We start from the raw sequence: 22099 nt of genomic DNA, 5'->3' as shown, positions 1-22099 counted from the left end.
ACACCACTTTTCCCTCTGCGGTTATTCATGGATACGGCGATACCCGCCCCATCAATCCATGAGAGACCGCAAACATGTTATGGAACAAGGCAAGACGCAGCGAAAACGTGAACGACACCCGGGAGGGCAAGGATGCCCGCACACTCACAGGGAAAAACCTTGCCGCCGCACTGGCAACCGTAGCACTGGCAAGTGCAGGGCTTTACTCGACGCTCGGTACGACACCGGATGAGCTCTCACTGACACCCTTCGACATGCTTGACCCACCCGCCGCCCTCGCGATAGAGCCCGACGAAGATCGGCAACTCATGTTCGTCCAGTCAGTGTTGGGCGATACCGAAGACACCTGGAAACAACTCTTTGCGCAAACGGGACGGCACTATCCGCCTCCCACGCTGACGCTGTTCGACAACGACGTGACCTCAGCGTGTGGCTTCGCCAGTTCCGCCAGCGGCCCTTTCTATTGCCCGGACGACCAGCAGGTGTATCTCGATCTGCAATTCTTCGCGAAGCTGGAACAACAGTTTTCGGTGGTCGGCGACTTCGCACGGGCCTACATCATCGGTCACGAAATAGGCCATCACGTGCAACTGGAACTGGGTCTTTCCAGCCCCTTCGAACAGGCCTTGCTGGACCAGCAACCCGTCACTGGCGATGGTGGCCTGGAAGTCCGTGCGGAATTGCAGGCAGATTGCCTGGCCGGTGTCTGGGCCCACCATGCACAACAGCGTCTGGACTGGCTGGAACCTGGTGATATTGAAGCCGCCCTGCATGCCGCAACCGTGTTTGGTGACGACTACTTGCAGCGCTCCCGAAACGCTCCCGTTCGGCCAGAGACGTTCAGCCACGGCACGTCGCAGCAGCGCGCAAGCTGGTTCAAGACCGGCTTCGCCACAGGCCTGCCGCAAGCATGCGACACCTTCGCCGCCGCGAACCTGTGAGCGCACCCGCCTGTGAAGCCGCCAATGTGAACGTGGATCGAACCGTTGCCGCTCAAGGCTGTCTGACGACCGGACTGGCGCCGCTCCCACACAGCAGCAACACTCATCGCACCGACAACCTGAGGATTCCCACATGCTATGGAAAAAAGGCCGACGCAGCGACAACGTGGTCGATGCCCGTGGCGATGATGGCGGCGGCGGTGGCGGGATGCGCTTCGGCGGTGGCAAGGGCCTGAGCCTGACGGCGATCCTCCTGATCGTCGGCATCGGCTGGATCACCGGCCAGGATCCGCTGCAAATCCTCGGACAACTGACCGGGCAAATGGGCCAGCAATCGGCACCCGCCACCAACCAGAGCCGCAAGGCACCGCCGGCCAATGATGAAGGCGCGGAATTCGTGCGTTCGATCCTCGGCGACACCGAAGACACCTGGGGTGCGATATTCCAGCAGGCCGGCCGCCAATACAAAGACCCGACCCTGGTGCTGTTCAGCAACCGCGTGAATTCGGCCTGCGGTCTGGCCACCTCGGCGACCGGCCCGTTCTATTGCCCGGCGGACCAGAAAGTCTACCTGGACATGGCATTCTTCCAGGAAATGTCCCAACGCTTTTCCGCCGCGGGCGACTTCGCCCAGGCCTATGTGATCGCTCATGAAGTCGGACACCATGTGCAGACCCTGCTTGGGGTGTCCGCAAAAATTCAGGCAGCACGCCAACAAGGCCGGCAAATGGAAGGCGACGGCGGTTTGCTGGTTCGTCAGGAACTGCAAGCCGATTGCCTGGCCGGCGTCTGGGCCAACAATGCGCAGAAGCGCCTGAACTGGCTGGAGCCGGGCGACATCGAAGAAGCACTGAACGCTGCGAACGCCATCGGTGACGATCGTTTGCAGCAGCAGGGTCAGGGCCGCGTGGTCCCGGACTCGTTCACCCACGGTACGTCGGCGCAACGGGTGCGCTGGTTCAAAACCGGTTTCGCCCAAGGCCAGGTAAGCCAGTGCGATACCTTTGCGACGAAAAATCTGTAAATGAAGAAGTGGTTGTTGGTTGTTCTGTTTACTTGCGCAACGTCCCAGGCCGCCGAGCATGGGGTCAAGGAACTCAGCTCAGGGCGCCTGCTGTTGAAATCAGGTGAAATCGCGGTGAGCATCAGCCCCGCCCCGGCTAAAATCGAACGGGTGCTGATCATCCTCCACGGTCGCTTGCGCAACGCGCAAACCTATCTGCAGAGCGGTGAGCACGCGGCCGAACTGGCTGGGCAAAGCGCAACGACCCTGGTGATCGCCCCGCAGTTTCTCAATGAAACCGACGTTGCAATTCACCCGGTGGCCGACACGGTTTTGCGCTGGCAAGGCAATGAATGGATGGCCGGCGGCGAATCCACGGCACCGTTTCGGCTGAGTTCCTACGCGGCGCTCGACGAAATCATCACTCGCCTGGGTGACCGCCAGCAGTTTCCGGATGTGAAGCAAATCGTCATCGCCGGGCACTCCGGCGGCGCGCAGGTGGTTCAGCGTTACGCATTGCTCGGTCATGCGCAGTCCGGCCTTGATGCGGCTGGCGTGCAGGTGCGCTACGTGATCGCCAACCCGTCGTCCTACGCTTACTTCGATGAGCGCCGGCCCGTAGCGTTCAGCCACGCCGGTTGCCCGGATTTCAATCGCTGGAAGTACGGGTTGGCGGATTTACCGGCTTACGCCGCAGGACAAACCGCCGCGCAGTTGCAGGAAAATTACCTCAAGCGTGAAGTCGTTTACCTGCTGGGACAGCAGGACATCGACCCGAATCATCCGGCACTGGACAAGAGCTGTGAGGCGCGGGCGCAGGGACCCTATCGATTGGCGCGCGGGCATTTTTACTTTGACTACCTGAAGCGGCTGGCACCCAAAGGGTTGAACCAGCAACTGATCGAAGTGCCCGGGGTCGGGCATAAAGGGGATGAAATGTTTACCTCGCCAGAGGGACAAAGGGCTTTGTTTGGGCAGTAAATTTGCACTGCCTGATCTGACGCCATCGCGGGCAAGCCCGCTCCCACAGGGTTCTCGGCAGAACACAATGTTTGTGCTCACTGAAGATTACTGTAGGAGCTGGCTTGCCAGCGATGGGGCCCTCAAGCCGAAAGCATCTGCCGCAACTCGACACAATCCGCCGCATGCCAATCGGTCAATTCCGGCCACGGATTATCCGGCAGATTCACCAGCACCGTCCGCGCTCCGGCGGCTCGACCACAATCGAGGTCGAAGCGGTAATCACCGACCATCACCAACTCGCTCGCCGGCACCTTCCACGCTTCGGCCAGTTTGAGCAGTCCGCCCGGATGCGGTTTGGGCGGTGCATCATCGCGGCCCAGCACATCCTCCAGCGCAAAGCAGTCGGCCAGGCCAATGGCCTCCAGCGTGACATGCGCCAGCTCCCGGGCATTGCGCGTGAGAATGCCCAGGCGATAACCGCGCCCGGCCAGCTCGCGCACCAACTCCACCGCGCCCGGCGCCGGTTGCGAACCGAGGGCCAGGTCCCGTTCGTGCTCCAGCAGCCATGCATGCTTGGCCGCGGCTTCATCGGCCGGCAGGGCGGCGAGGTGGGTCAGGATATCGGCTTCGGCAGGAATCGCCAATGCGACGCGAATCGCCGCGAAATCGTGCACGGCAACGGTCAGGGTGCCGTCCATGTCGAACACCCAGTGACGCACGTCGGCCAGGCTCACGCCCAATCCTTGCGGTGACGGATCAAGCCTTCCTGGGTGACCGAGGCCACCAGTTGCCCGGCGCGATTGAACACGCTGCCACGGGAAAACCCGCGCGAGTTGCCGGCCCACGGACTGTCCATCGCATAGAGCAGCCAGTCATCGGCACGCAGATTCTGGTGGAACCACAAGGCGTGATCGAGGCTGGCGACTTGCATGTCCTTGTGCCAGACCGATTTGCCGTGGGGCTGCATCGAGGTGACCAGCAGACCGAAGTCCGATGCATAGGCCAGCAGGTATTTATGCAGCGCCGGCGAATCGGCCAAGGCGCCGTCGGCACGGAACCAGACGTACTTGACCGGGTCGGACGGCAGCGGGTTGTAGGGATCTTTTTCGGTTACCGGGCGGAATTCGATCGGCTTTGGGCACAACAGCTTTTCGCGCATTTTCTCGGGGATCAGGTGCGCACGCTGCTGGGTGATTTCCAGCTCCGACGGCAGGTTTTCCGGACCGACCACTTGCGGCATTTCGCTCTGGTGCCGGAAGCCTTCTTCGTCGTACTGGAACGACGCACTGCACGTGAAAATCGGGTGTCCCTTCTGGATCGCCGTCACCCGGCGCGTGCTGAAACTGCCACCGTCGCGCACCCGGTCAACCTGATACACCACTGGCAATCCGGCATCGCCCGGACGCAGGAAATAGCCGTGCATCGAATGCACATGGCGCGTCTCTTCAACGGTCTGACTGGCTGCCGACAACGACTGACCGAGCACCTGACCGCCGAACAGCTGACGAAAACCCAGGTCCTGGCTGCGGCCACGGAACAGGTTTTCTTCGATCGGTTCCAGGGTCAGCAGGTCGACCAGATCTTCCAACACTTGGCTCATTCAGACTCTCCTCACGCAAAACATTGCCGCGCAGTCTTGGCTGCGCCGGTCGATTCAGATTCTGGCCAATGCCAACATGGGGCCATTGTAAACGTCCGTGCCAGGTTATCCATGCAAGGTTTGCAGCCATTGTTCGCGGCTGATGCGATACAGCACATGGCGACGCAACGGATGATCGGCTGCAAGTCGCGGGTGATCGAAGTCATCCGCCGGATCATGCTGCATGCCAATGGCCTGCATGACTTTCTCTGACTGCAGATTGGCTTGCGTCGTGAAAGCCACGACCTCTTTCAGCGGCAAGCGGTCGAACCCGCAGCGCAGAGCGGTCCATGCTGCTTCACTGGCGTAACCGAGACCCCAGTGCTCGCGGGCCAGCCGCCAACCGATCTCCGTGGCGGGGGTGAAAGGTGCGTCGAACCCGACCACGTTGAGCCCGGTAAACCCGATGAACTGGCCAGAGTCCTTTCGCTGCAAGGCCCAGAGACCATAACCATGCTCAGCGAAATGACCACGGATTCGCCCGATCAATGACGCGCTTTCCAACCGGCTCAAGGTTTCCGGGAAATAGCGCATCACCTGCGGATCGGCACACATCGCCGCAAAGTCCGCCAAATCTTCATCGCGCCACTGGCGTAACAGCAGCCGAGCGCTTTCAAGCTCCAGTATTGGCTCCATCGTGCCCCGCCCCTCCATTTCAATGTCGCAAGTCTACAACGCTGGTAGGATCCTTCTCTCATTCCCGTACGCTTTCCAGATAAATCAGTCATGCCCCTGCCCCTGATCTACCACGAAGACTACAGCCCCGAGTTTCCGGCGGATCACCGCTTCCCCATGGACAAGTTCCGCCTGTTGCGCGATCACCTGGTGGACAGCGGCCTGACCCGCGACGCCGACCTGCTGCGCCCGGAGCTGTGTCCCGCGGACATTCTCGCCCTCGCCCATGACCCTTCGTATATCGAACGCTACATGAGTGGCGAATTGTCCCGCGAAGACCAGCGTCGCCTCGGCCTGCCCTGGAGCGAGGCCCTGGCCCGGCGTACGGTGCGGGCGGTCGGTGGCTCGTTGCTCGCGGCCGAGCAGGCGCTGGAACATGGCCTGGCCTGTCACTTGGCCGGCGGCACCCACCATGCGCACTACGACTACCCCGCCGGGTTCTGCATCTTCAACGACCTGGCGGTAATCAGCCATTACCTGCTGGAAAGTGGTCGGGTAAATCGGGTGCTGATCTTCGATTGCGACGTGCATCAGGGCGACGGGACTGCCCGAATACTGCACAACACCCCAGAGGCGGTGACCGTTTCCCTGCACTGCGAGAAGAACTTTCCCGCACGCAAGGCCGAAAGTGATTGGGACATCCCGCTACCCAACGGCATGGGCGATGCCGATTACCTGAAGGTGGTGGACGATGCACTCAACTACCTGCTGCCGCTCTACCAGCCGGATCTGGTGCTGTATGACGCCGGGGTCGATGTGCACAAGGACGACGCCCTGGGTTATCTGAAGCTGACAGACGAAGGCGTCGCCGCCCGCGATGAAAGCGTGATGCGCCATTGCCTGGGCCGCGACATTCCGGTGGTCGGGGTAATCGGAGGCGGCTACAGCAAGGACCGCCAGGCCCTGGCCCGCCGTCACGGCATCCTCCATCACAGCGCGCAACGCGTCTGGCAGTCATCAGGTTGTCACTGAGCTGTGGATGCTTTACCCACAATGCCTGTGGAGCTGCCTGTGGATAACCTGAGTGAAAGGGACTACAGGCCATGCGGACTATGGGCTGCAGAAGGCTGATCATTTTTTAACCACACCTGAAAGCACCACTGACCAATGTGGGAGCGGGCTTGCTCGCGAAAGTGGAGTGTCAGTCGAAATCCATGACACCTGACACACCGCATTCGCGAGCAAGCCCGCTCCCACAGGGATTTGGGCTGCTAGAATGCGCGGCTTATCCAGCCATGCCGCAGCTCTCATCATGACCCAGCCCTCATCTGCCTCCCCTTCCCGCGTCGCCATCATCGGCGGCGGCCCTGCTGGTCTGATGGCAGCCGAAGTGTTGAGCCAGGCCGGGATCAAGGTCGACCTGTACGACGGCATGCCTTCGGTCGGACGAAAATTCCTCTTGGCCGGTGTCGGCGGCATGAACATCACTCACTCCGAAGCCTACCCTGCGTTTCTCTCGCGCTACGCCGAACGTGCCCCGCAAATCGCCCCGCTGCTGCGCGGCTTCGGTGCCGAAGCGCTGTGCCAGTGGATTCACGAACTGGGCATCGATACCTTCGTCGGCAGTTCCGGCCGGGTATTCCCCACCGACATGAAAGCCGCGCCGCTGCTGCGCGCCTGGCTCAAACGCCTGCGCGACAGTGGCGTAGTTATCCACACCCGCCACCGCTGGCTCGGCTGGGACGAGCATGGCGGATTGCGCATCGACAGCCCGGAAGGCGAAAAAACCGTTCAAGCCGATGCCACCCTGCTCGCCCTCGGCGGCGGCAGTTGGGCGCGCCTGGGTTCGGATGGCGCATGGATGCTGCCACTGGAGCAACACGGCGTAGGACTGGCGCCGTTGCAACCGAGCAATTGCGGCTTCGAGGTGCATGCCTGGAGCGAATTGATGGTCAGCAAATTCGCTGGCGCGCCGCTGAAAAACATCGCCATCGGCCTTAACGACGACGTTCCGCGACTCGGTGAATGTGTGATTACCGCCACCGGGATCGAAGGCAGTTTGATCTACGCCCTGTCGGCCCCCATCCGCGAAGCAATCAACCAGCACGGTTCGGCAACGATTCATCTGGACCTGCTGCCGGGCCGGCCTGTGGATAAAGTTCAGGCGGCGTTGAGCAAGCCCCGGGGATCGCGCTCGATGGCCAAGCATCTGCACAGTCAGTTGGGCATCGACGGGGTGAAAGCGGCGCTATTGCGTGAACTGACCAGCGCCGACTGCTTTGCCGATATGGCCTTGCTGGCCAACGCGATCAAGGCTTTGCCACTGACACTGGTGAAAACCCGTCCACTGGACGAGGCGATCAGCAGCGCGGGTGGCGTGGTGTTCGAGGCAATGGATGAGCGATTGATGCTCAAGCAAATGCCTGGCGTGTTCTGCGCCGGGGAAATGCTCGATTGGGAAGCGCCGACCGGAGGCTATCTGCTGACCGCGTGTTTCGCCAGTGGGCGATCGGCGGGCTTGGGGATGGTGGAGTGGTTGCGGCGCAAGGGCTGACGACCGAGGCACGCCCTTCGCGAGCAAGCCCGCTCCCACAGGGGATTTGTGAACGACACAGATCCAGTGTGGGAGCGGGCTTGCTCGCGAAGGCGGCTTAACAGTCGCCGCAACTAATCAAGGCTTGCGTTTACGCGGCCCTGTATTGAACACCGGCACCTTGCGCACTGGCTTGATCGAAGGCTCAGCCGGCGCAACTTCCCCGCTATCCACCCACTTACCGAGATTGCGTTTACCGCCGCCACCACCGGAAGCCTTGGGCTTCTTCGGTTTTTTCGGCTTCTTGATCACCTGGCCGCTGGCATCGGTGTCCGGCACGCGGTGCTCCGGCTCGAAATCCGGTTCGTTCTGCCGCTTCAGCGTCTGACGGGTCAGCATCTCGATGGCCGACAGCAGATTCACTTCATCGGCGCAGACCAGGGAAATCGCCTCGCCCGTCGACCCGGCGCGGCCAGTACGACCGATGCGGTGGATGTAGTCTTCAGCAACGATTGGCAAGTCGAAGTTGACCACCAACGGCAAATCTTCGATGTCCAGACCACGGGCCGCCACGTCGGTGGCGACCAGAATCTGTACTTCGCTGGCCTTGAAACGGTCGAGTGCGCGCTGACGGGTCGCCTGGGGTTTGTCGCCATGGATGCCGTCGGCGTTGATGCCCAGCCCCTGGAGTTTTTCCACCAGCGCGTCTACGCCATTGCGGGTCTTGGCGAACACCAGCACCTGCTTCCACTTGCCCTTGCGCATCAGGTGCACGAACAGTTCCGGCTTGCGCTTCTTGTCTACCGTCACGATCCATTGCTTGACGGTGTTGGCCGCCACGTTGCGCGGGCTGACTTCGATGCTCAGCGGATCGTTGAGCATCTGACCGGCCAGCAGGCGGATGTCATCGGAGAAGGTTGCGGAGAACAGCAACGTCTGACGTTTCTTCGGCAGCGCCTTGTAAATGTTCGCCAGTTCCTCGGAAAAGCCCAGGTCGAGCATGCGGTCGGCCTCGTCCAGCACCAGGGTTTGCAACTGGTTGAACTTCAGCGCGTTCTGGCGGAACAGGTCGAGCAAGCGGCCCGGGGTCGCCACCAGCAGATCGACACCGCTGCGCAGCTTCATCATTTGCGGGTTGATGCTGACACCGCCGTACACTGCGTAAGTACGCAGCGGCAGGTTTTCAGCGTACTGGCGCACGGCTTCGTGAACCTGTTCGGCCAGCTCGCGGGTCGGCACCAGGATCAGCGCGCGGACCGAATTGGCGGTGACTTTCGGCCCTTCCATGGCCAGCAGTTGCAACAGCGGCAGGGCGAAACCGGCAGTCTTGCCGGTGCCGGTCTGGGCGGCGGCCATCAGGTCGCGACCGGCCAGCACCGCCGGAATGGCTTGCGCCTGAACCGGCGTCGGAGTCTGGTAGCCGAGCTTCTCGAGAGAGCGCAGCAAGGGTTCGATCAGGCCAAGGGTGGCGAAAGTCATGGGAGTACCGTAGGAAAATTCAGCGCGGTTGTGCGAAACAAGAGTGCAATGGCGCGCAGTTTACCCTAATTCACACGGGATTCTGTCGGCACTACCGTCGGCACTACCTTTGTCACCGGCTGCTCCGGTACACGACGCCACTGCGGCAGGCCAATCAGCACCACGGCGCTGATGATCACCAGCATGGCCAGTGCTTCCTCGATGCCAATGGTCTCGCCGACAAACACGATCCCCAGCAACACCGCCACCGCCGGGTTGACGTAGGCATAACTGGTAGCCGCCGCCGGACGCACGTGTTTCAACAGGTACATGTAGGCGTTGAAGGCGATGATCGAACCGAACACGGTCAGGTACGCCAGCGCGGCCCAGCCTTCAATTGGCGGAACCTTGTCCATATGTTCACCGCTGACCGCACTGCCGATCAGCAACACCACGCCACCCACCATCATTTCCACGGCACTGGCCATGGCGCCCTGAGGCAACGGCAAGTGTTTGCTCCACACCGAACCGAAGGCCCAGGTGGCCGCCGCAAAAATCAACAGGGCTGCGCCCAGCGGGCTCGATTGCAGGTTGGAGCCGAGGTTGAGCATGACAATGCCGATCATTCCGAGCGCAACGCCAGCCCATTCGAGACGGGTATTGCGCGCGCCCCAGAAATAGCCACAGAGCAAGGTAAACAGCGGCACCGTCGCCACCGCCAACGCGGCCACACCCGAAGCCACGCCCGTGTGTTCGGCTACGCTGACCGCCCCGTTACCACACGCCAGCAACAATACGCCGATGATCCCGGCGGCTTTCCACTGCGCCCAGGTCGGCGCCGGCGCCCCGCGCCAGCGCAGGAAGGCGTACATCAAGGTCCCGGCAATGACGAAGCGGACCCCGGCGAGCAACAAGGGCGGCCAATATTCCACGCCGATGCGGATCACCAGGTAAGTCGAGCCCCAAATCACGTACAAGGCGAAAAAGGCAGCGATCAACGGTAAGGGGAAGCGACGTAGGCCGGACATGGGGGCAACTCACAGGCAGAACAGGTGAACGGCTATTCTAGAAAGGCTGGAGCCGGAAAATAAGTTACAAAACCTTTTTAAACCGCCAGTACACTTTTCAAAACACGGAGTTCATGGCTATAAACCGTGTTTTCGAAAGTCCGTCATTTTTCAGGAGTGCCACGATGGATAAGTACGACCGCATGCTGCTCAGCGCCCTGCTGGAAAACGGTCGCGCGTCCTACGCGGATCTCGCGCGCAAGGTCAACCTGTCGGCCCCGGCCGTGGCCGAGCGCGTGGCCAAGCTCGAAGCCAGCGGCGTGATCACCGGCTATCAGGCGAAGGTCGACATGGCCAAACTCGGCCTGCCGATCCAGTGTGTGATCGAACTGCGCCTGAACCAGCACGGCAACCAGAAAGCCTATGACGACCTTATCAAAATCCCGCAATTGACCGAATGCCATCGGGTGACCGGCGATCCCTGCGTGATCATGCAGGCAGCCGTGGGCTCGATGCCGGAGCTGGAAGAGCTGATCAACCGGATCGCCACGTTCGGGTTCAGCAAGACGTCGATTGTGTTGTCGAGTGCGATAGAGAAGCGGGTGCCGTTGGGGCACATCGAAGGGAATGGCAAGTAACCCCCTGTAGGAGCGAGCTTGCTCGCGATGGTCGCCAACGATAACGCGGGAAACCTGACACCCCGTGTTGTTCTCGGGTTCATCGCGAGCAGGCTCGCTCCTACAGGAGATTTGCGATGTTCCTAGAACCCGCGATAGCGCTTGAGGTGTTCGCCCACTTTCGCCGCAGGGACCTTCTGCAACTTGCACAGCAAGTCATGGGACAGCTCGCGCAAGCCGTGCTTGTGCCGCAGCTCTTCGGCCAGATGTGTGGTCAGGTTGGCCGCCATCTCGGCATCGGCCATGGCCCGGTGGGCCTTGCCGGTGTTGGGCAGGTTGGCGAAGGTGGTGAGGGTGCCGAGTTTGTGGTTCGGCGCGGCGGGCATCAGGCGGCGGGCCAGGAGCAGCGAGCAGGCAAAGTTCTGTAAGCGGGTGCGTTTGATTCGCCCGAGTTCAAAGTCCCAGAACTTCTGGTCGAACGCGGCGTTGTGCGCCAGCAGTGGCGTGGTGCCGACGAATTCATTGACCTCGTTCATCACCTGCTCCGCCGACGGCGCGGTGCGCAGCATGGCGTTGCTGATGCCGGTGAGTTGCTCGATGAAGGCCGGGACGCGCACGCCGGCGTTCATCAGGCTTTGGTAACGCTCGACGATGCGCCCCCGTTCAAGGATCACCACGGCAATTTCCGTGGCCCGGCAGCTGCTGCTCGGGGAGATCCCGGTGGTTTCAAAGTCGATGACTGCGATGCGTTCCAAACCTGGTTCAACTCCGTAAAAATCAATTCTTGAGCAGCAACGTGCCTTCGATCGGCACATAGCGGCTGGCGGCGCGGATCAGCGAGTTGGCGGTCAGGCCCGGCACGCCGTAGGCCACCGCTTGTACCCCGTGTTTGCTGATGATGCGTTCCAGCAGCATGTCGAAATCACCATCGCCGGAAGCCAGGACGATTTCATCGACATGGTCGGCGGCATCCATGATGTCGAGGGTGATGCCCACGTCCCAGTCACCCTTGGCCGAACCATCGCTGCGCTGGATGTACGGCTTGAGCTTCACGGTGAAACCGAGGTTACGCAGGATCTGCTGGAACTGCTGCTGTTTGCTGTCGCCACGGTCGATGGCGTAGGCGTAGGCTTCGACGATCTCGCCCTGTTTGCTGACGTCAGCCCACAGCGCGGCATAGTTGAAGTGGCAACCATAAGCCTGACGCACGGTGTAGTAGAGGTTCTGGACATCGGCGAACACTGCGATTTTTTTCACCGGTATTCCTCAAAGGCTGAATCAGGCACCAGGCCCGAAAAGTCGCCCAGTATGCCAGCCCGGAGGATTGTTCCGCGAATAATCGCCCCGGAGCGCCGTTGCGCTCCGGACGAATGGCAGGTCAGACGAAGGAATCGTCGTCGCCACCGAAGAGCGAGTCATCGCTGTAGTCAGCGTCGCTGAACCCGCCCTGACCGTTGCTCCAGGAGTCGTTACCGGCCATGCGCTGGTCATCGCCCCAGCCATTGTTGCCCTGGTCGTTGACCTGGGCCGGCTCTTCCTTGATGACTTCGACGACTTCAGGTTGCTGGTTGTGATGGAACAGGCTGCTGATGCCTTGTGCCAGCATCACTCCACCCGCCACGCCGGCGGCGGTTTTCAGCGCACCACCGAGGAAACTGCTGCCAGCCGCTGCCGGAGCCTGCGGTTGCGGGGCATAGCCCTGTTGTGGAAAGTTTTGCGGCGGGGCACCGAAGTTCTGCTGCGGGGCTTGCGAGCCGAACGACGAGCGCCCCGGCTCACGCCAGCCACCGCTCGATGGCGGCGCGCTCTGGGTGGGTGCCGGTTGTGGTTCACGGGAAGCGCCACCAAAAATACTCGACAAAAAGCCACCACTGCTCGGTGCCGGAGCCGGAGCAGGGGTCGACTGAGCCTTGGCCTGTTGCAGCTCGGCCTGCAACTGCTGGACTTGCTGAGTCAGCTGCCTGTTCTGTTCATCGAGGCTCTTGATCGCCGCCTCTTGCACCAGAATCGCCTGGGTCATGAAATAACCTGCCGCGGGCTGGCGCGTCAGGTGTTCCTTGATCCGCGCCTCGGCCTGGGCGTCGCGCGGGGCTGAGTCCGTTTCGGCCTGTTGCAGCCGGGAAAACAGTCCATCGATCAGGGTTTGTTCTTCGCTATTCATGGCGACCTCGTAGATTGCCGGGGGAAATCGTTGTCCTTTTCCACTGAGGATAAGGTGCTCGACCTTAATGGAGGCTGAAACAAGATGTTTCAATGACCTTTACCAATCGTTTACGTTTGCGTCCTCGAGCGTTTCATCGGTTAAAGTGAGCCACTGCTTCCAACCTGCGATACCAACCGATGAATCCGTTAGACGTCCTGCGTGACTCGCTGTATTTCTTCAAGCGCAATCTGGGCCAGATCGTGCAGTTGTGCCTGCCGCTGGTGATTCTCGAGGCGCTGCTGCAACAAGTGGTCGACCACTCCACGGAGCCGGACAGTTTCCCCGGTATCAGCGTGATTGTCGGCTTGCTGGTGTATCCGCTCTACACCGCCGCGCTGATTCTGTTTCTCGACGCCCGCAGCCGCGGCGAGTCGCCGCGCAACCGCGACCTGCTGGCAACGGCGGCGAGCCTGTGGCCACGCTTCGCCCTGCTGACGGCGCTCAATACCGTGCTGATCCTGCTGGGCCTGTCACTGTATTTCCTGCCGGGTATCTACCTGATGGTGACCCTGGCCTTTGGCGAATACCTGCTGGTGTTGCGCGGCCTGGCGCCGCTGGCGGCCATGAAGGAAAGCCTGCGCCAGACCCGCGGTCATTTCATGCGCATCCTGCTGTGCATTCTGAGTGTGATGGGGCCGCTGTGGCTGCTCAAGGGGGTCACCCTGGCGGCGTACCCCGAACCGCAGAACCCGGTGATCTCGCTGCTGATCGACAGCGCCCACAGTTTCCTGCAGCTGTTTACCAGCGTGGTGCTGTTCCGTCTGTTCATGCTGATCAGCCCGCTGCCCGAGAGCAATGACAACTCGCTCTGACCTTGGGCGCGACCATCGCTCTCGGGTATGCTCGGGAGCAATTTTGTAACGCTATTAAGCCGAGCCATGACCCGTCTACTGCGCTACACCCTGCTGGGCCTGCTGATCGCGATCGGCCTGATCGGCGTGATGATCTATAGCCTGACCTGGCGCCCCGATGCCAAAGAAGTGTTGCCCGTCAGTTGCAGTGCACAGGCGCCCACCCTGGTCCCCGGGCAGGTGCTGAAGGTGATGACCTGGAACGTCCAGTACCTGGCCGGCAAGCGTTACGTGTTCTGGAATGACCTGGCCTCCGGTACCGACGAACGCCCCACACCGGAAGACATGGCCTTCAGCCTCGACGAAGTGGCGCGGGTGATTCGCGACGAGCAACCGGACATCGTGCTGTTGCAGGAGCTGGACGACGGCGCCAAGGCCAGCAGTTACCAGCACCAGTTCAAACTGCTGCAAGAACGGCTCGCCGATCTGTACCCATGCAGCGCCAGCGCCTTCGACTGGAAGGCAGACTTCGTACCTAACCCGCATATCTTCGGCAGTGTCGGTCGGCAACTGGCGACCCTGAGCCGTTACCAGATCGAACATGCCGAACGTCTGCAACTGCCCGTCGCCTCGGGCAACACGGTCAGCCGCCAATTCAAACCCAGGAACGCCTTGCTGGTGAGCTACTTGCCCTTGAGTGACGGTGGACAGATGGTGGTGCTCAATACCCATCTGGACCGTGCGACCCAGGCCGACAATACCTTGCAAAACCAGGTCAACGCCGTGACCAGGGCCCTCGATAAATTCGAAAGCCGTGGCACGCCGTGGCTTATCGGCGGAGATTTCAACCTGTTGCCAATCGGCCAATATCGACGCCTGCCCGATGCGCAACGCACGCCCTTCTCCGCCGACAGCCCGTTGCACATCCTGTGGGACAAGTACCCGATGATCCCGACCAACAACGAAGCCAGTGGTATCGATCGCGAACGCTGGCTGACGCATTACCCGAACGACACCGGGCTGAGCGGCCCGGACCGGACCGTTGACTACCTGTTCTACAGCCCGCGGATCAAACGGATGGAGGCGATGGTGCGGCAGGACGATACGTTGCGCATCTCCGATCACCTGCCGGTGATTGCCCGGTTTCTGTTGCCGGTTGCGCCGTAGCGCCGGCTCCAGATAAACGCAATATCTGTGGGAGCGGGCTTGCTCGCGAAGAGGCCAGTACACCCAACATCAATGTTGTTTGCTATACCGCTTTCGCGAGCAAGCCCGCTCCCACAGGGAGGGTGTCAGACCCGCAATCAGCCCTAATGCACTTCCTCCAGATCATCATGCAGCAACCCGAAGATCTCGCGCTTCATCTCGATGAATGAACGCTCCATGACCATGTCCAGGTTCCGTGGACGTTCAATTGGCACATCCAGAATCTGCTTGATCCGCCCTGGCCTGGCGCCCATGACGTACACCCGGTCGCCCAGCAGGATCGCTTCGTCGATGTCGTGGGTCACGAACAATACGGTCTTCTTGCTGTTGCCCCAGACCCGCAGCAACAGCTGCTGCATTTGCAGGCGCGTCTGGCTGTCGAGGGCGCCGAAGGGTTCGTCCATCAGCAGGATCTGCGGGTCATTGGCCAGCGCCCGGGCAATGGCGACACGCTGCATCATCCCTCCAGACAACTGCTTGGCGTAGTTGTCGGCAAAGCCGCTCAGGCCCACTTCATTGACGTAGTAGTCGACGATGTCCTTGCGTTGCGCCGCCGGCATGCCGCGCCGCTTGAGGCCGAACTCGACGTTCTGGCGCACTGTCAGCCACGGGAACAGCGTGTAGCTCTGGAACACCATGCCGCGATCCGCACCGGGGCCTTCCACCTGTTGGCCGCCGACGTAAATCTCGCCCGAGGTCGGTTCGGCCAGGCCGGCGGTGAGGTACAGCAGGCTCGACTTGCCGCAGCCCGAAGGCCCGACCAGCACAGCGAATTGCTGGTCCGGCACCTCGAACGACACCTCCTGTAACGCGGTAAAGGTTCCGCCATCAGGTTTCCTGTAACTCAGGCTGACCTTGTCCACTTGCAGCCGTGGCGCGTTCACCGGGGCGGTTTGAGGGGCGACAAAACGATGAGTGGCGGCGGTTACTGAGCCCATGCGGTGATCCTCAGACGTAGGAAACGGAACAGTTGATCGGTGACCAGGCCCAGCAGGCCGATGATCGCGATGGCCAGGAAAATCACATCCACCTGAAAGCCACGCATGGCCTTGAGGCTCAGGTAACCCAGGCCACTGGACGCGGCGACCAGTTCAGCCACCACCAGGTAAGTCCAGGCCCAGCCCATCGTCACCCGCAAGGTGTCGAGCACGCCCGGCAGCGACGCAGGAGCGATCACATGCAGCACCGCGTCACGCCGGTTCGAACCGAGGGTGTAGGAGGCATTGACCAGGTCCTTGGAGATACCTTTGGACACGTCCGCGATCATCACCAGTTGCTGGAAGAACACGCCGAAAATGATCACCGACACCCGCTGCTCCAGACCGATACCGATCCACAGGATGAACAGCGGCACGAACGAAGTTACCGGCAGGTAACGAATGAAATTCACCAACGGCTCAAGGAAGGCCTGGACGATGCGAAAGCTGCCCATCAGCAAACCCAGCGGCACCGCCACCAGGGACGACACAATGAACCCGACCATCACCACTTCGACGCTGGCCCACACGTGCTGACCGAGGGTGCCGTCGCGGCTCAGGCGCACGGCGGCCTCGACCACCGCGCCCGGCGTCGGCAGGAACATGCCCGGCACCACGCCGCCGTAGGACAACCCGGCCCACAGGCCGACCAACAGCACCCAGGCCAACCCGCTCGCGCTCCAGATCACCGAGACCGGCAAACCGGTCTTGGGCGTGATGCAGCGGCTCAGCCATGAATTGCGCTTGAACATGCAGCCTCCTAGAGCGGGGTAACGAAACGGTTGTCGATCAGGTCGTCATTGCTGACGTTGTAGGGTTTGCCTTGCAGCTCACTGGCGGTCTCGTTGGCCAGTTTGATCAGCGGTGCGCTGTCACCCGGTTTGCCCGGCGCCCCCAGCAGTTTTTCGCTCATGGCCTGGTCATAGAAACGCACGCCCTGGGCAGCCGCTTCGAGCTCCTTCGGATCGGCCAGGTAACCACCAACGCCCTTGGCCATGATCTTGTAGGCTTCCTTCGGATGATCCTTGGTGTACTGCACGGCTTTGTACAAACCGGCCACCAGTGCCTTGACGTCTTCCGGCTGTTTTTCGATGACGGTGCAGTTCAGTGCGACCACGTCGACGATCACTCCCGGTGTGCTGCTGCTGTCGATCAGCACCCTGCCCTGCTGCTTGTCGCGAACCATCGACAGGTGCGGCTCCCAGGTCACGGCGGCGGGTACGCGACCGGCGATGAACGCGGTGGCGGCATCGTCGGCGGTCATGTTCTGCACGGTGATGTCGCTCATTTTCATGCCGTTCTTTTTCAGCAGATACGACAACCAGAACTGCGAGGTCGAGCCTTCGTTCACCGCCACGGCCTGGCCTTTGAGCTCCTGCAGGCTCTTGACGTCCTTGCCCACCAGCACGCCGTCGCCACCATGGCTGTCGTCCAGTGCGGCCACGGCCTTGAAGCAGAATTGCGGACGGTACTTGAGCACCTCGTCGATGGTCGACGCCGAGCCGGACAACTCGCCGGAAGCTTGTGCGGCCATGTACATCGCCGCTTCTTCGACCACCGGCAACTCGACGGTCAAACCGTTTTCCTTGAAGTAGCCAAGGTCCTGGGCCAGGTACAGGGTGCCGTAGCCGACCCAGGTGGTATGACCGATGGACAGGGTGCCGGCCTGGGCGCTGGTGGCGACCGTCGCGGCGATGGCGGTGACCGCCAGTGGATGGGCAACGCGCGTAAGCAAGGACTTGATCATGGAGCACTCCCAAAGCTGTTGATTTAGTTTTGTCATGGGCAGTACGGCCAGCGGCCCGGCCTGTGGTCTCTGGTGGACCTTTCGGCATGCAGCACTGGGCTGGCTGGCGAGATCGATGTTGGCCCAAGGGCGGGATTAGGAAAATGAGGAAATATGTGGATGCGAACGATGAAAAAACTCGTTAGCGCGCATTGCCAACGGGCGCTGCGGGCGGGGATGCCCGAGGTGGGTGCAAGAGGTTAGGAATGTATTGAATGGGGCATCGCATTCGCGAGCAAGCCCGCTCCCACAGGGGATTTGTGATCGACACAGATCCAGTGTGGGAGCGGGCTTGCTCGCGAAGAGGCCCAAGAGAACGCTACAAGATCAAATCCGGCCGTATTCCTGCGCCGTACGATCCACCGCTTTCAAGGTCTTGGCGATCAGTTCGTCAATCTCTTCACGGCTGGCAATCAACGCCGGTGCCATGATCATCCGGCCAAGGGTCGAGCGAATGATCACGCCCTCTTCAAAACCAATCGTACGGCAGCGCCAGGCAATGTCGTTCTCGTTGGCAAAACGCTTGCGGCTGGTTTTGTCTTCGGCCAGTTGCAGCGCCGCAACCATGCCCGTGCCCTGGATGTCGCCCACCAGCGGGTGCTTGCCGAACACTTCGCGCAGGCACTGTTGCAGGTACGGGCCGATGTCATCCTTGACCCGCGTCACCACGCCTTCATCGCGCAGGGCCTTGAGGTTGGCAATCGCCACCGCCGCCGCCACCGGGTGCCCGGAATAGGTCAGGCCGTGGGCAAACACGCCGCCCTGCTCCACCAGCACCGAGGCCATTTTTTTCGACAGGATCAAGCCACCCATGGGGATGTAGCCCGAGGTCAGGCCCTTGGCGATGGACAGGGTGTCCGGCTCGAAACCGAAGTACTCGTGGGCGAACCATTCGCCGGTACGACCGAAGCCACCGATCACTTCATCGGCGCACAGCAGCACATCGTACTTGCGGCAGATGCGCTGGATTTCCGGCCAGTAGCTTTCTGGCGGGAAGATCATGCCGCCGGCACCCTGGAACGGTTCGGCGATGAAGCCTGCGACCTTGTCCGCGCCCAGTTCGAGAATCTTCGCTTCCAGTTGCTGTGCCGCGCGCAGACCGAACTCAGCTGGCGTCAGGTTGCCCTCGTGAGCGAAGAAGTACGGCTCGTCGATGTGCTCGATGTCCGGAATCATGCCGCCCATTTCGTGCATGAATTTCATGCCGCCGAGCGCCGTCGCGGCCAGGGTCGAACCGTGGTAACCGTTCCAGCGGCCGATCATGATTTTCTTCTGTGGCTTGCCGAGCACCTGCCAGTAACGACGCACCGTGCGGATCAACACCTCGTTGGCTTCAGAGCCGGAGTTGGTGTAGATCGCGTGGCTGTAGTGACCCGGCAGCAGACTGAACAACAGTTCGGACAGCTCGATCACCTGCGGGTGGGTGGTGTGGAAAAACATGTTGTAGTACGGCAGCTGTTCCAGCTGCCGGCTCGCCGCGGCCGCCAGGTCCTTGCGCCCGTAACCGAGGTTGGTGCACCACAACCCGGACATGCCGTCGAGGTAACGCCGACCATCGTTGTCCCACAGGTGCAGGCGCTCGCCACGGACCATCACCCGTGGCCCCTCGTCATTGAGGGCTTTCTGATCGACGAACGCATGGATGTGGTGCGCAGCGTCGGCGGCCTGGTAGTCGCGGGTTTCACGTGGTGTGGTCATCGCCAGTTCTCCGTTTTGTTATCAGCGCAATTGAAACCAGGTGGTCTTCAACTGGGTGTATTTATCGAATGAATGCAGGGACAGGTCGCGGCCGAAACCCGACTGCTTGCCGCCGCCAAAAGGCACGGTCACGTCCAGTGCATCGACGCTGTTGACCGACACCGTACCGGCCCGCAACTGTCGCGCCACACGGTGAGCGCGGTTGAGGTCGTCGGTCCACAGCGAGGCCGCCAGACCGTAGACGCTGTCGTTGGCCAACTTCAAGGCGTGGGCCTCGTCATCGAACGCCGTGACGGCCAGCACCGGGCCGAACACTTCATCGCGAAACAGCGGCATGTCCGGCGTCACGCCGGTAAAAATCGTCGGCTGAATGAAGTTGTCGCTGCCATTGAAGATCGACTGCCGACCACCACAGACTTTTGTCGCACCTTGCAGTTCGGCCTGCTGGATGAACTTCATGATGCGTGCGGTCTGCCGGCTGTCAACGATAGCCCCGGCGGCGCTCGACGGGTCCAGCGGATCGCCTGGCTGCCAGCGTTCGGCCTGGGCCTTGAGGCGCTCGACGAACTCGTCATGAATCGAACGCTGCACCAGTAACCGCGAGTTGGCCGAGCAGACTTCGCCCTGATTGAAGAAGATGCCGAATGCGGCTTTCTCGGCCGCCAGATCCAGATCCTGACAATCGGCGAACACCAGGTTGGCGCTCTTGCCGCCGCACTCCAGCCACACCTGCTTGAGGTTCGACCGGGCCGAGTACTGCATGAAATATTTGCCGACTTCGGTGGAGCCGGTGAACACCAGGCAATCAACGTCCGGGTGCAGGCCCAGGGCCTTGCCAGTCTGCTCTCCGAGGCCCGGCAGCACGTTGAGTACACCAGGAGGAATACCCGCTTCCAGCGCCAGCTCAGCCAGACGCAAGGCCGAAAACGGCGACTGCTCGGCCGGCTTGAGAATCACCGAATTGCCCGAAGCCAGAGCCGGGGCGAGTTTCCACGCGGCCATGTCCAGGGGGAAATTCCACGGCACCACGGCCGCCACCACACCGAGGGCTTCGCGGGTGATGGTCGCCAGCACGTTCTGCGCACTCGGCGCGACCTGATCGTAGAGTTTGTCGAGGCTCTCGGCGTACCAGCGGAACACGCCCGCGGCGCCCGGCACATCGATGTTGTAGGCGTCCGTAACGGGCTTGCCCATGTTCAGCGAGTCAAGCAGCGCCAGTTCTTCACGGTGATCGAGGATCAAATCAGCCAGGCGCAACAGCACTTGCTTGCGTTCGGTCGGTGAGCGCGCAGCCCAGGTGCCCGCCTCGAAGACCTGTCGTGCATTGCGCACCGCCGCGTTTACGTCGTCTTCGCCACAGGCGGCAACATTGGCCAGGCACTGGCCGGTGGCGGGGTTGATCGCGGCGAAAGTCTGCCCCGACTGCGCCGCACGGCGCTGGCCATCGATCACGGCCTGGTCGGGAAACCGCAGGGAAGCGGCTTTGCGTTGCCAATACTCAAGCTCGAACACGTTCGGATGCTCCAGAGGACATTCTTGTGTATTGGATAGTCGCTCAGGCCCAAGCGGTGGAAAACCAGTAAAAATGTGTTCGCAGGCCAAGAAAAAACTACGTAGCCAATCTCCCTTCTGGCGCAGCATGTGGTTATTGTTCAATCACAACAAATCGCTGCCCGAGCGGATAGGGGTGGCGCGCAAATTGCCAGGATGCCTGATCCGTTCTCCCCCGAGGTTTGCTGTGGCTGCCTACAATCTGCGTCAACTGAAATACTTCATCACCACCGTCGAGTGTGGCAGCGTCGCCGAGGCCTCGCGCAAGCTGTACATCGCCCAGCCGTCGATCTCCACGGCCATCAAAGGGCTGGAAGACAGTTTCGGCGTGCAACTGCTGATCCGCCATCACGCCCAGGGCGTGTCGTTGACCCCCAGCGGTGCACGTTTTTACCGCAAGGCCCAGGAACTGCTGCGCATGGCCAGGGAGTTCGAACAGAACGCCTTGGCCGACAACGATGTGGTGTCCGGACAGATCGATATCGGCTGTTTCGAAACCGTCGCACCGCTGTACCTGCCGCAATTGATCGCCGGGTTTTCGGCGTTGTACCCGGGGGTGGAAATCCGCATCCGCGACGGCGAGCAGCAAGAGCTGGTGCAGGGCCTGACCTCCGGCGCCTTCGATCTGGCGATCCTCTACGAGCACGACCTCGACGGCACCATCGAGACCGAACCGCTGATGCCCGCGCAACGGCCTTACGCATTGCTGCCGGCAGATCACCGCTTCGCCCAGCAGGCGCAAGTGTCGCTGCGGGACCTGTGCCTGGAGCCGATGATTCTTCTGGACGTGCAGCCGAGCCGGACCTACTTCGTCAGCCTGTTCGAAGAGCTGGGACTGACCCCACGCATCGCCTTCAGCTCTCCATCGATCGAGATGGTGCGCGGCATGGTCGGACAAGGCTTCGGTTTCTCGATCCTGGTGACCAAACCGCATTCGGAATGCACCTACGACGGACAGAAAGTGGTGTGCGTGGACATCGCCGAAGACGTCACCGGTTCGGGACTGGTGGCGGCGTGGCTCAAACGCGGGCAACTGACCAAGCCGGCGCAGTTGTTTGCGGATTACTGCCGCGAACAACTGACCGCCAAATCCGAAAAACCGCATTAATTG

The 22099-nt window shown here is 61.4% G+C and carries 22 protein-coding genes; 9 read left to right on the top strand and 13 right to left on the bottom strand.

From position 1 onward, the window contains the following. The first annotated feature begins 74 nt into the window (after positions 1 to 74). The 3 genes from ACCD00_RS11750 (at position 75) to ACCD00_RS11740 (ending at position 2925) form a co-directional block, all read left to right on the top strand. Positions 75 to 941, top strand: a complete 867-nt coding sequence (locus tag ACCD00_RS11750; RefSeq protein ID WP_413424605.1) for a neutral zinc metallopeptidase — start codon at positions 75 to 77, stop codon at positions 939 to 941. A gap of 133 nt (positions 942 to 1074) precedes the next feature. After that, complete coding sequence (locus ACCD00_RS11745) at positions 1075 to 1965, top strand: neutral zinc metallopeptidase (protein WP_413424603.1); 891 nt, start codon at positions 1075 to 1077, stop codon at positions 1963 to 1965. After that, positions 1966 to 2925, top strand: a complete 960-nt coding sequence (locus ACCD00_RS11740) for an alpha/beta fold hydrolase (protein WP_413424601.1) — start codon at positions 1966 to 1968, stop codon at positions 2923 to 2925. It abuts the gene before it with no gap. Between the two features lie 122 nt (positions 2926 to 3047). On the opposite strand, the gene ACCD00_RS11735 is transcribed toward ACCD00_RS11740, so the two are convergent. The 3 genes from ACCD00_RS11735 to ACCD00_RS11725 form a co-directional block, all read right to left on the bottom strand. Next, positions 3048 to 3641, bottom strand: a complete 594-nt coding sequence (locus tag ACCD00_RS11735) for an HAD family hydrolase (protein WP_322614942.1) — start codon at positions 3639 to 3641, stop codon at positions 3048 to 3050. Then, positions 3638 to 4507, bottom strand: a complete 870-nt coding sequence (tesB, locus tag ACCD00_RS11730) for an acyl-CoA thioesterase II (protein WP_413424599.1) — start codon at positions 4505 to 4507, stop codon at positions 3638 to 3640. The genes ACCD00_RS11735 and tesB overlap by 4 nt, the downstream gene beginning before the upstream one ends. A 105-nt stretch (positions 4508 to 4612) precedes the next feature. Continuing rightward, positions 4613 to 5182: a GNAT family N-acetyltransferase gene (locus tag ACCD00_RS11725; protein ID WP_413424597.1), complete on the bottom strand. Its 570-nt coding sequence runs from the start codon at positions 5180 to 5182 to the stop codon at positions 4613 to 4615. Between the two features lie 90 nt (positions 5183 to 5272). Here ACCD00_RS11725 and ACCD00_RS11720 point away from each other — a divergent pair, with 90 nt between their 5' ends. Both ACCD00_RS11720 and ACCD00_RS11715 read left to right on the top strand, forming a co-directional pair. Further along, positions 5273 to 6193 (top strand): histone deacetylase, encoded by a 921-nt coding sequence (locus ACCD00_RS11720; RefSeq protein WP_413424595.1) that lies wholly within the window; start codon positions 5273 to 5275, stop codon positions 6191 to 6193. Positions 6194 to 6473: 280 nt separating this feature from the next. Then, a complete protein-coding gene (locus ACCD00_RS11715) occupies positions 6474 to 7715 on the top strand; it encodes a TIGR03862 family flavoprotein (protein ID WP_413424593.1) in 1242 nt (413 codons plus the stop codon). A 117-nt stretch (positions 7716 to 7832) separates the two neighbouring features. Here the strand turns inward: ACCD00_RS11715 and ACCD00_RS11710 are convergent, their stop codons facing one another. Together ACCD00_RS11710 and yedA are read right to left on the bottom strand one after the other, a co-directional pair. Beyond that, the gene (locus tag ACCD00_RS11710) at positions 7833 to 9173 is read right to left on the bottom strand and encodes a DEAD/DEAH box helicase (protein WP_057400535.1); all 1341 of its coding nucleotides are present in this window, start codon (positions 9171 to 9173) and stop codon (positions 7833 to 7835) included. 65 nt (positions 9174 to 9238) lie between these two features. Then, positions 9239 to 10180: a drug/metabolite exporter YedA gene (gene yedA, locus ACCD00_RS11705; RefSeq protein ID WP_413424591.1), complete on the bottom strand. Its 942-nt coding sequence runs from the start codon at positions 10178 to 10180 to the stop codon at positions 9239 to 9241. Between the two features lie 164 nt (positions 10181 to 10344). Here yedA and ACCD00_RS11700 point away from each other — a divergent pair, with 164 nt between their 5' ends. Beyond that, the gene (locus tag ACCD00_RS11700) at positions 10345 to 10797 is read left to right on the top strand and encodes an Lrp/AsnC family transcriptional regulator (protein ID WP_007990688.1); all 453 of its coding nucleotides are present in this window, start codon (positions 10345 to 10347) and stop codon (positions 10795 to 10797) included. A gap of 122 nt (positions 10798 to 10919) precedes the next feature. On the opposite strand, the gene ACCD00_RS11695 is transcribed toward ACCD00_RS11700, so the two are convergent. The 3 genes from ACCD00_RS11695 to ACCD00_RS11685 form a co-directional block, all read right to left on the bottom strand. Then, positions 10920 to 11531, bottom strand: coding sequence for a PolC-type DNA polymerase III (locus ACCD00_RS11695; protein ID WP_413424589.1), 612 nt, complete (start codon positions 11529 to 11531; stop codon positions 10920 to 10922). 22 nt (positions 11532 to 11553) lie between these two features. Continuing rightward, on the bottom strand, positions 11554 to 12033 hold the full coding sequence (locus tag ACCD00_RS11690) for an NYN domain-containing protein (RefSeq protein WP_085718130.1): 480 nt from the start codon (positions 12031 to 12033) through the stop codon (positions 11554 to 11556). Between the two features lie 121 nt (positions 12034 to 12154). Next, positions 12155 to 12937, bottom strand: a complete 783-nt coding sequence (locus ACCD00_RS11685) for a DUF2076 domain-containing protein (RefSeq protein ID WP_413424586.1) — start codon at positions 12935 to 12937, stop codon at positions 12155 to 12157. Positions 12938 to 13116: 179 nt separating this feature from the next. Between ACCD00_RS11685 and ACCD00_RS11680 the strand changes: the two genes are divergently transcribed. Further along, positions 13117 to 13791, top strand: a complete 675-nt coding sequence (locus tag ACCD00_RS11680) for a YciC family protein (protein WP_413424584.1) — start codon at positions 13117 to 13119, stop codon at positions 13789 to 13791. 66 nt (positions 13792 to 13857) lie between these two features. Next, positions 13858 to 14937, top strand: coding sequence for an endonuclease/exonuclease/phosphatase family protein (locus tag ACCD00_RS11675; RefSeq protein WP_413424582.1), 1080 nt, complete (start codon positions 13858 to 13860; stop codon positions 14935 to 14937). Positions 14938 to 15080: 143 nt separating this feature from the next. Here ACCD00_RS11675 and ACCD00_RS11670 read toward each other — a convergent pair whose 3' ends face one another. The 5 genes from ACCD00_RS11670 to ACCD00_RS11650 all read right to left on the bottom strand — a co-directional run bounded on the left by ACCD00_RS11670 (position 15081) and on the right by ACCD00_RS11650 (position 20949). Beyond that, complete coding sequence (locus tag ACCD00_RS11670; RefSeq protein WP_111288249.1) at positions 15081 to 15914, bottom strand: ABC transporter ATP-binding protein; 834 nt, start codon at positions 15912 to 15914, stop codon at positions 15081 to 15083. After that, a complete protein-coding gene (locus tag ACCD00_RS11665; RefSeq protein ID WP_413424579.1) occupies positions 15902 to 16705 on the bottom strand; it encodes an ABC transporter permease in 804 nt (267 codons plus the stop codon). Before ACCD00_RS11665 ends, ACCD00_RS11670 begins: the two co-directional genes overlap by 13 nt. Positions 16706 to 16713: 8 nt before the next feature. After that, complete coding sequence (locus ACCD00_RS11660; RefSeq protein ID WP_413424577.1) at positions 16714 to 17700, bottom strand: ABC transporter substrate-binding protein; 987 nt, start codon at positions 17698 to 17700, stop codon at positions 16714 to 16716. Between the two features lie 366 nt (positions 17701 to 18066). Next, positions 18067 to 19437, bottom strand: coding sequence for an aspartate aminotransferase family protein (locus ACCD00_RS11655; RefSeq protein ID WP_413424575.1), 1371 nt, complete (start codon positions 19435 to 19437; stop codon positions 18067 to 18069). A gap of 21 nt (positions 19438 to 19458) precedes the next feature. Next, entirely contained in the window at positions 19459 to 20949 is a 1491-nt protein-coding gene (locus ACCD00_RS11650; RefSeq protein WP_413424573.1) for an aldehyde dehydrogenase, read from the bottom strand. Between the two features lie 226 nt (positions 20950 to 21175). Between ACCD00_RS11650 and ACCD00_RS11645 the strand changes: the two genes are divergently transcribed. Beyond that, complete coding sequence (locus tag ACCD00_RS11645) at positions 21176 to 22096, top strand: LysR family transcriptional regulator (protein WP_413424571.1); 921 nt, start codon at positions 21176 to 21178, stop codon at positions 22094 to 22096. Positions 22097 to 22099 lie beyond the last annotated feature (3 nt).

It is taken from the genome of Pseudomonas sp. Pseusp3, assembly GCF_047304225.1.
In the GTDB taxonomy this organism is placed as follows: domain Bacteria; phylum Pseudomonadota; class Gammaproteobacteria; order Pseudomonadales; family Pseudomonadaceae; genus Aquipseudomonas; species Aquipseudomonas fluorescens_CD.
This window is presented reverse-complemented; position numbering and strand designations above follow the sequence as displayed.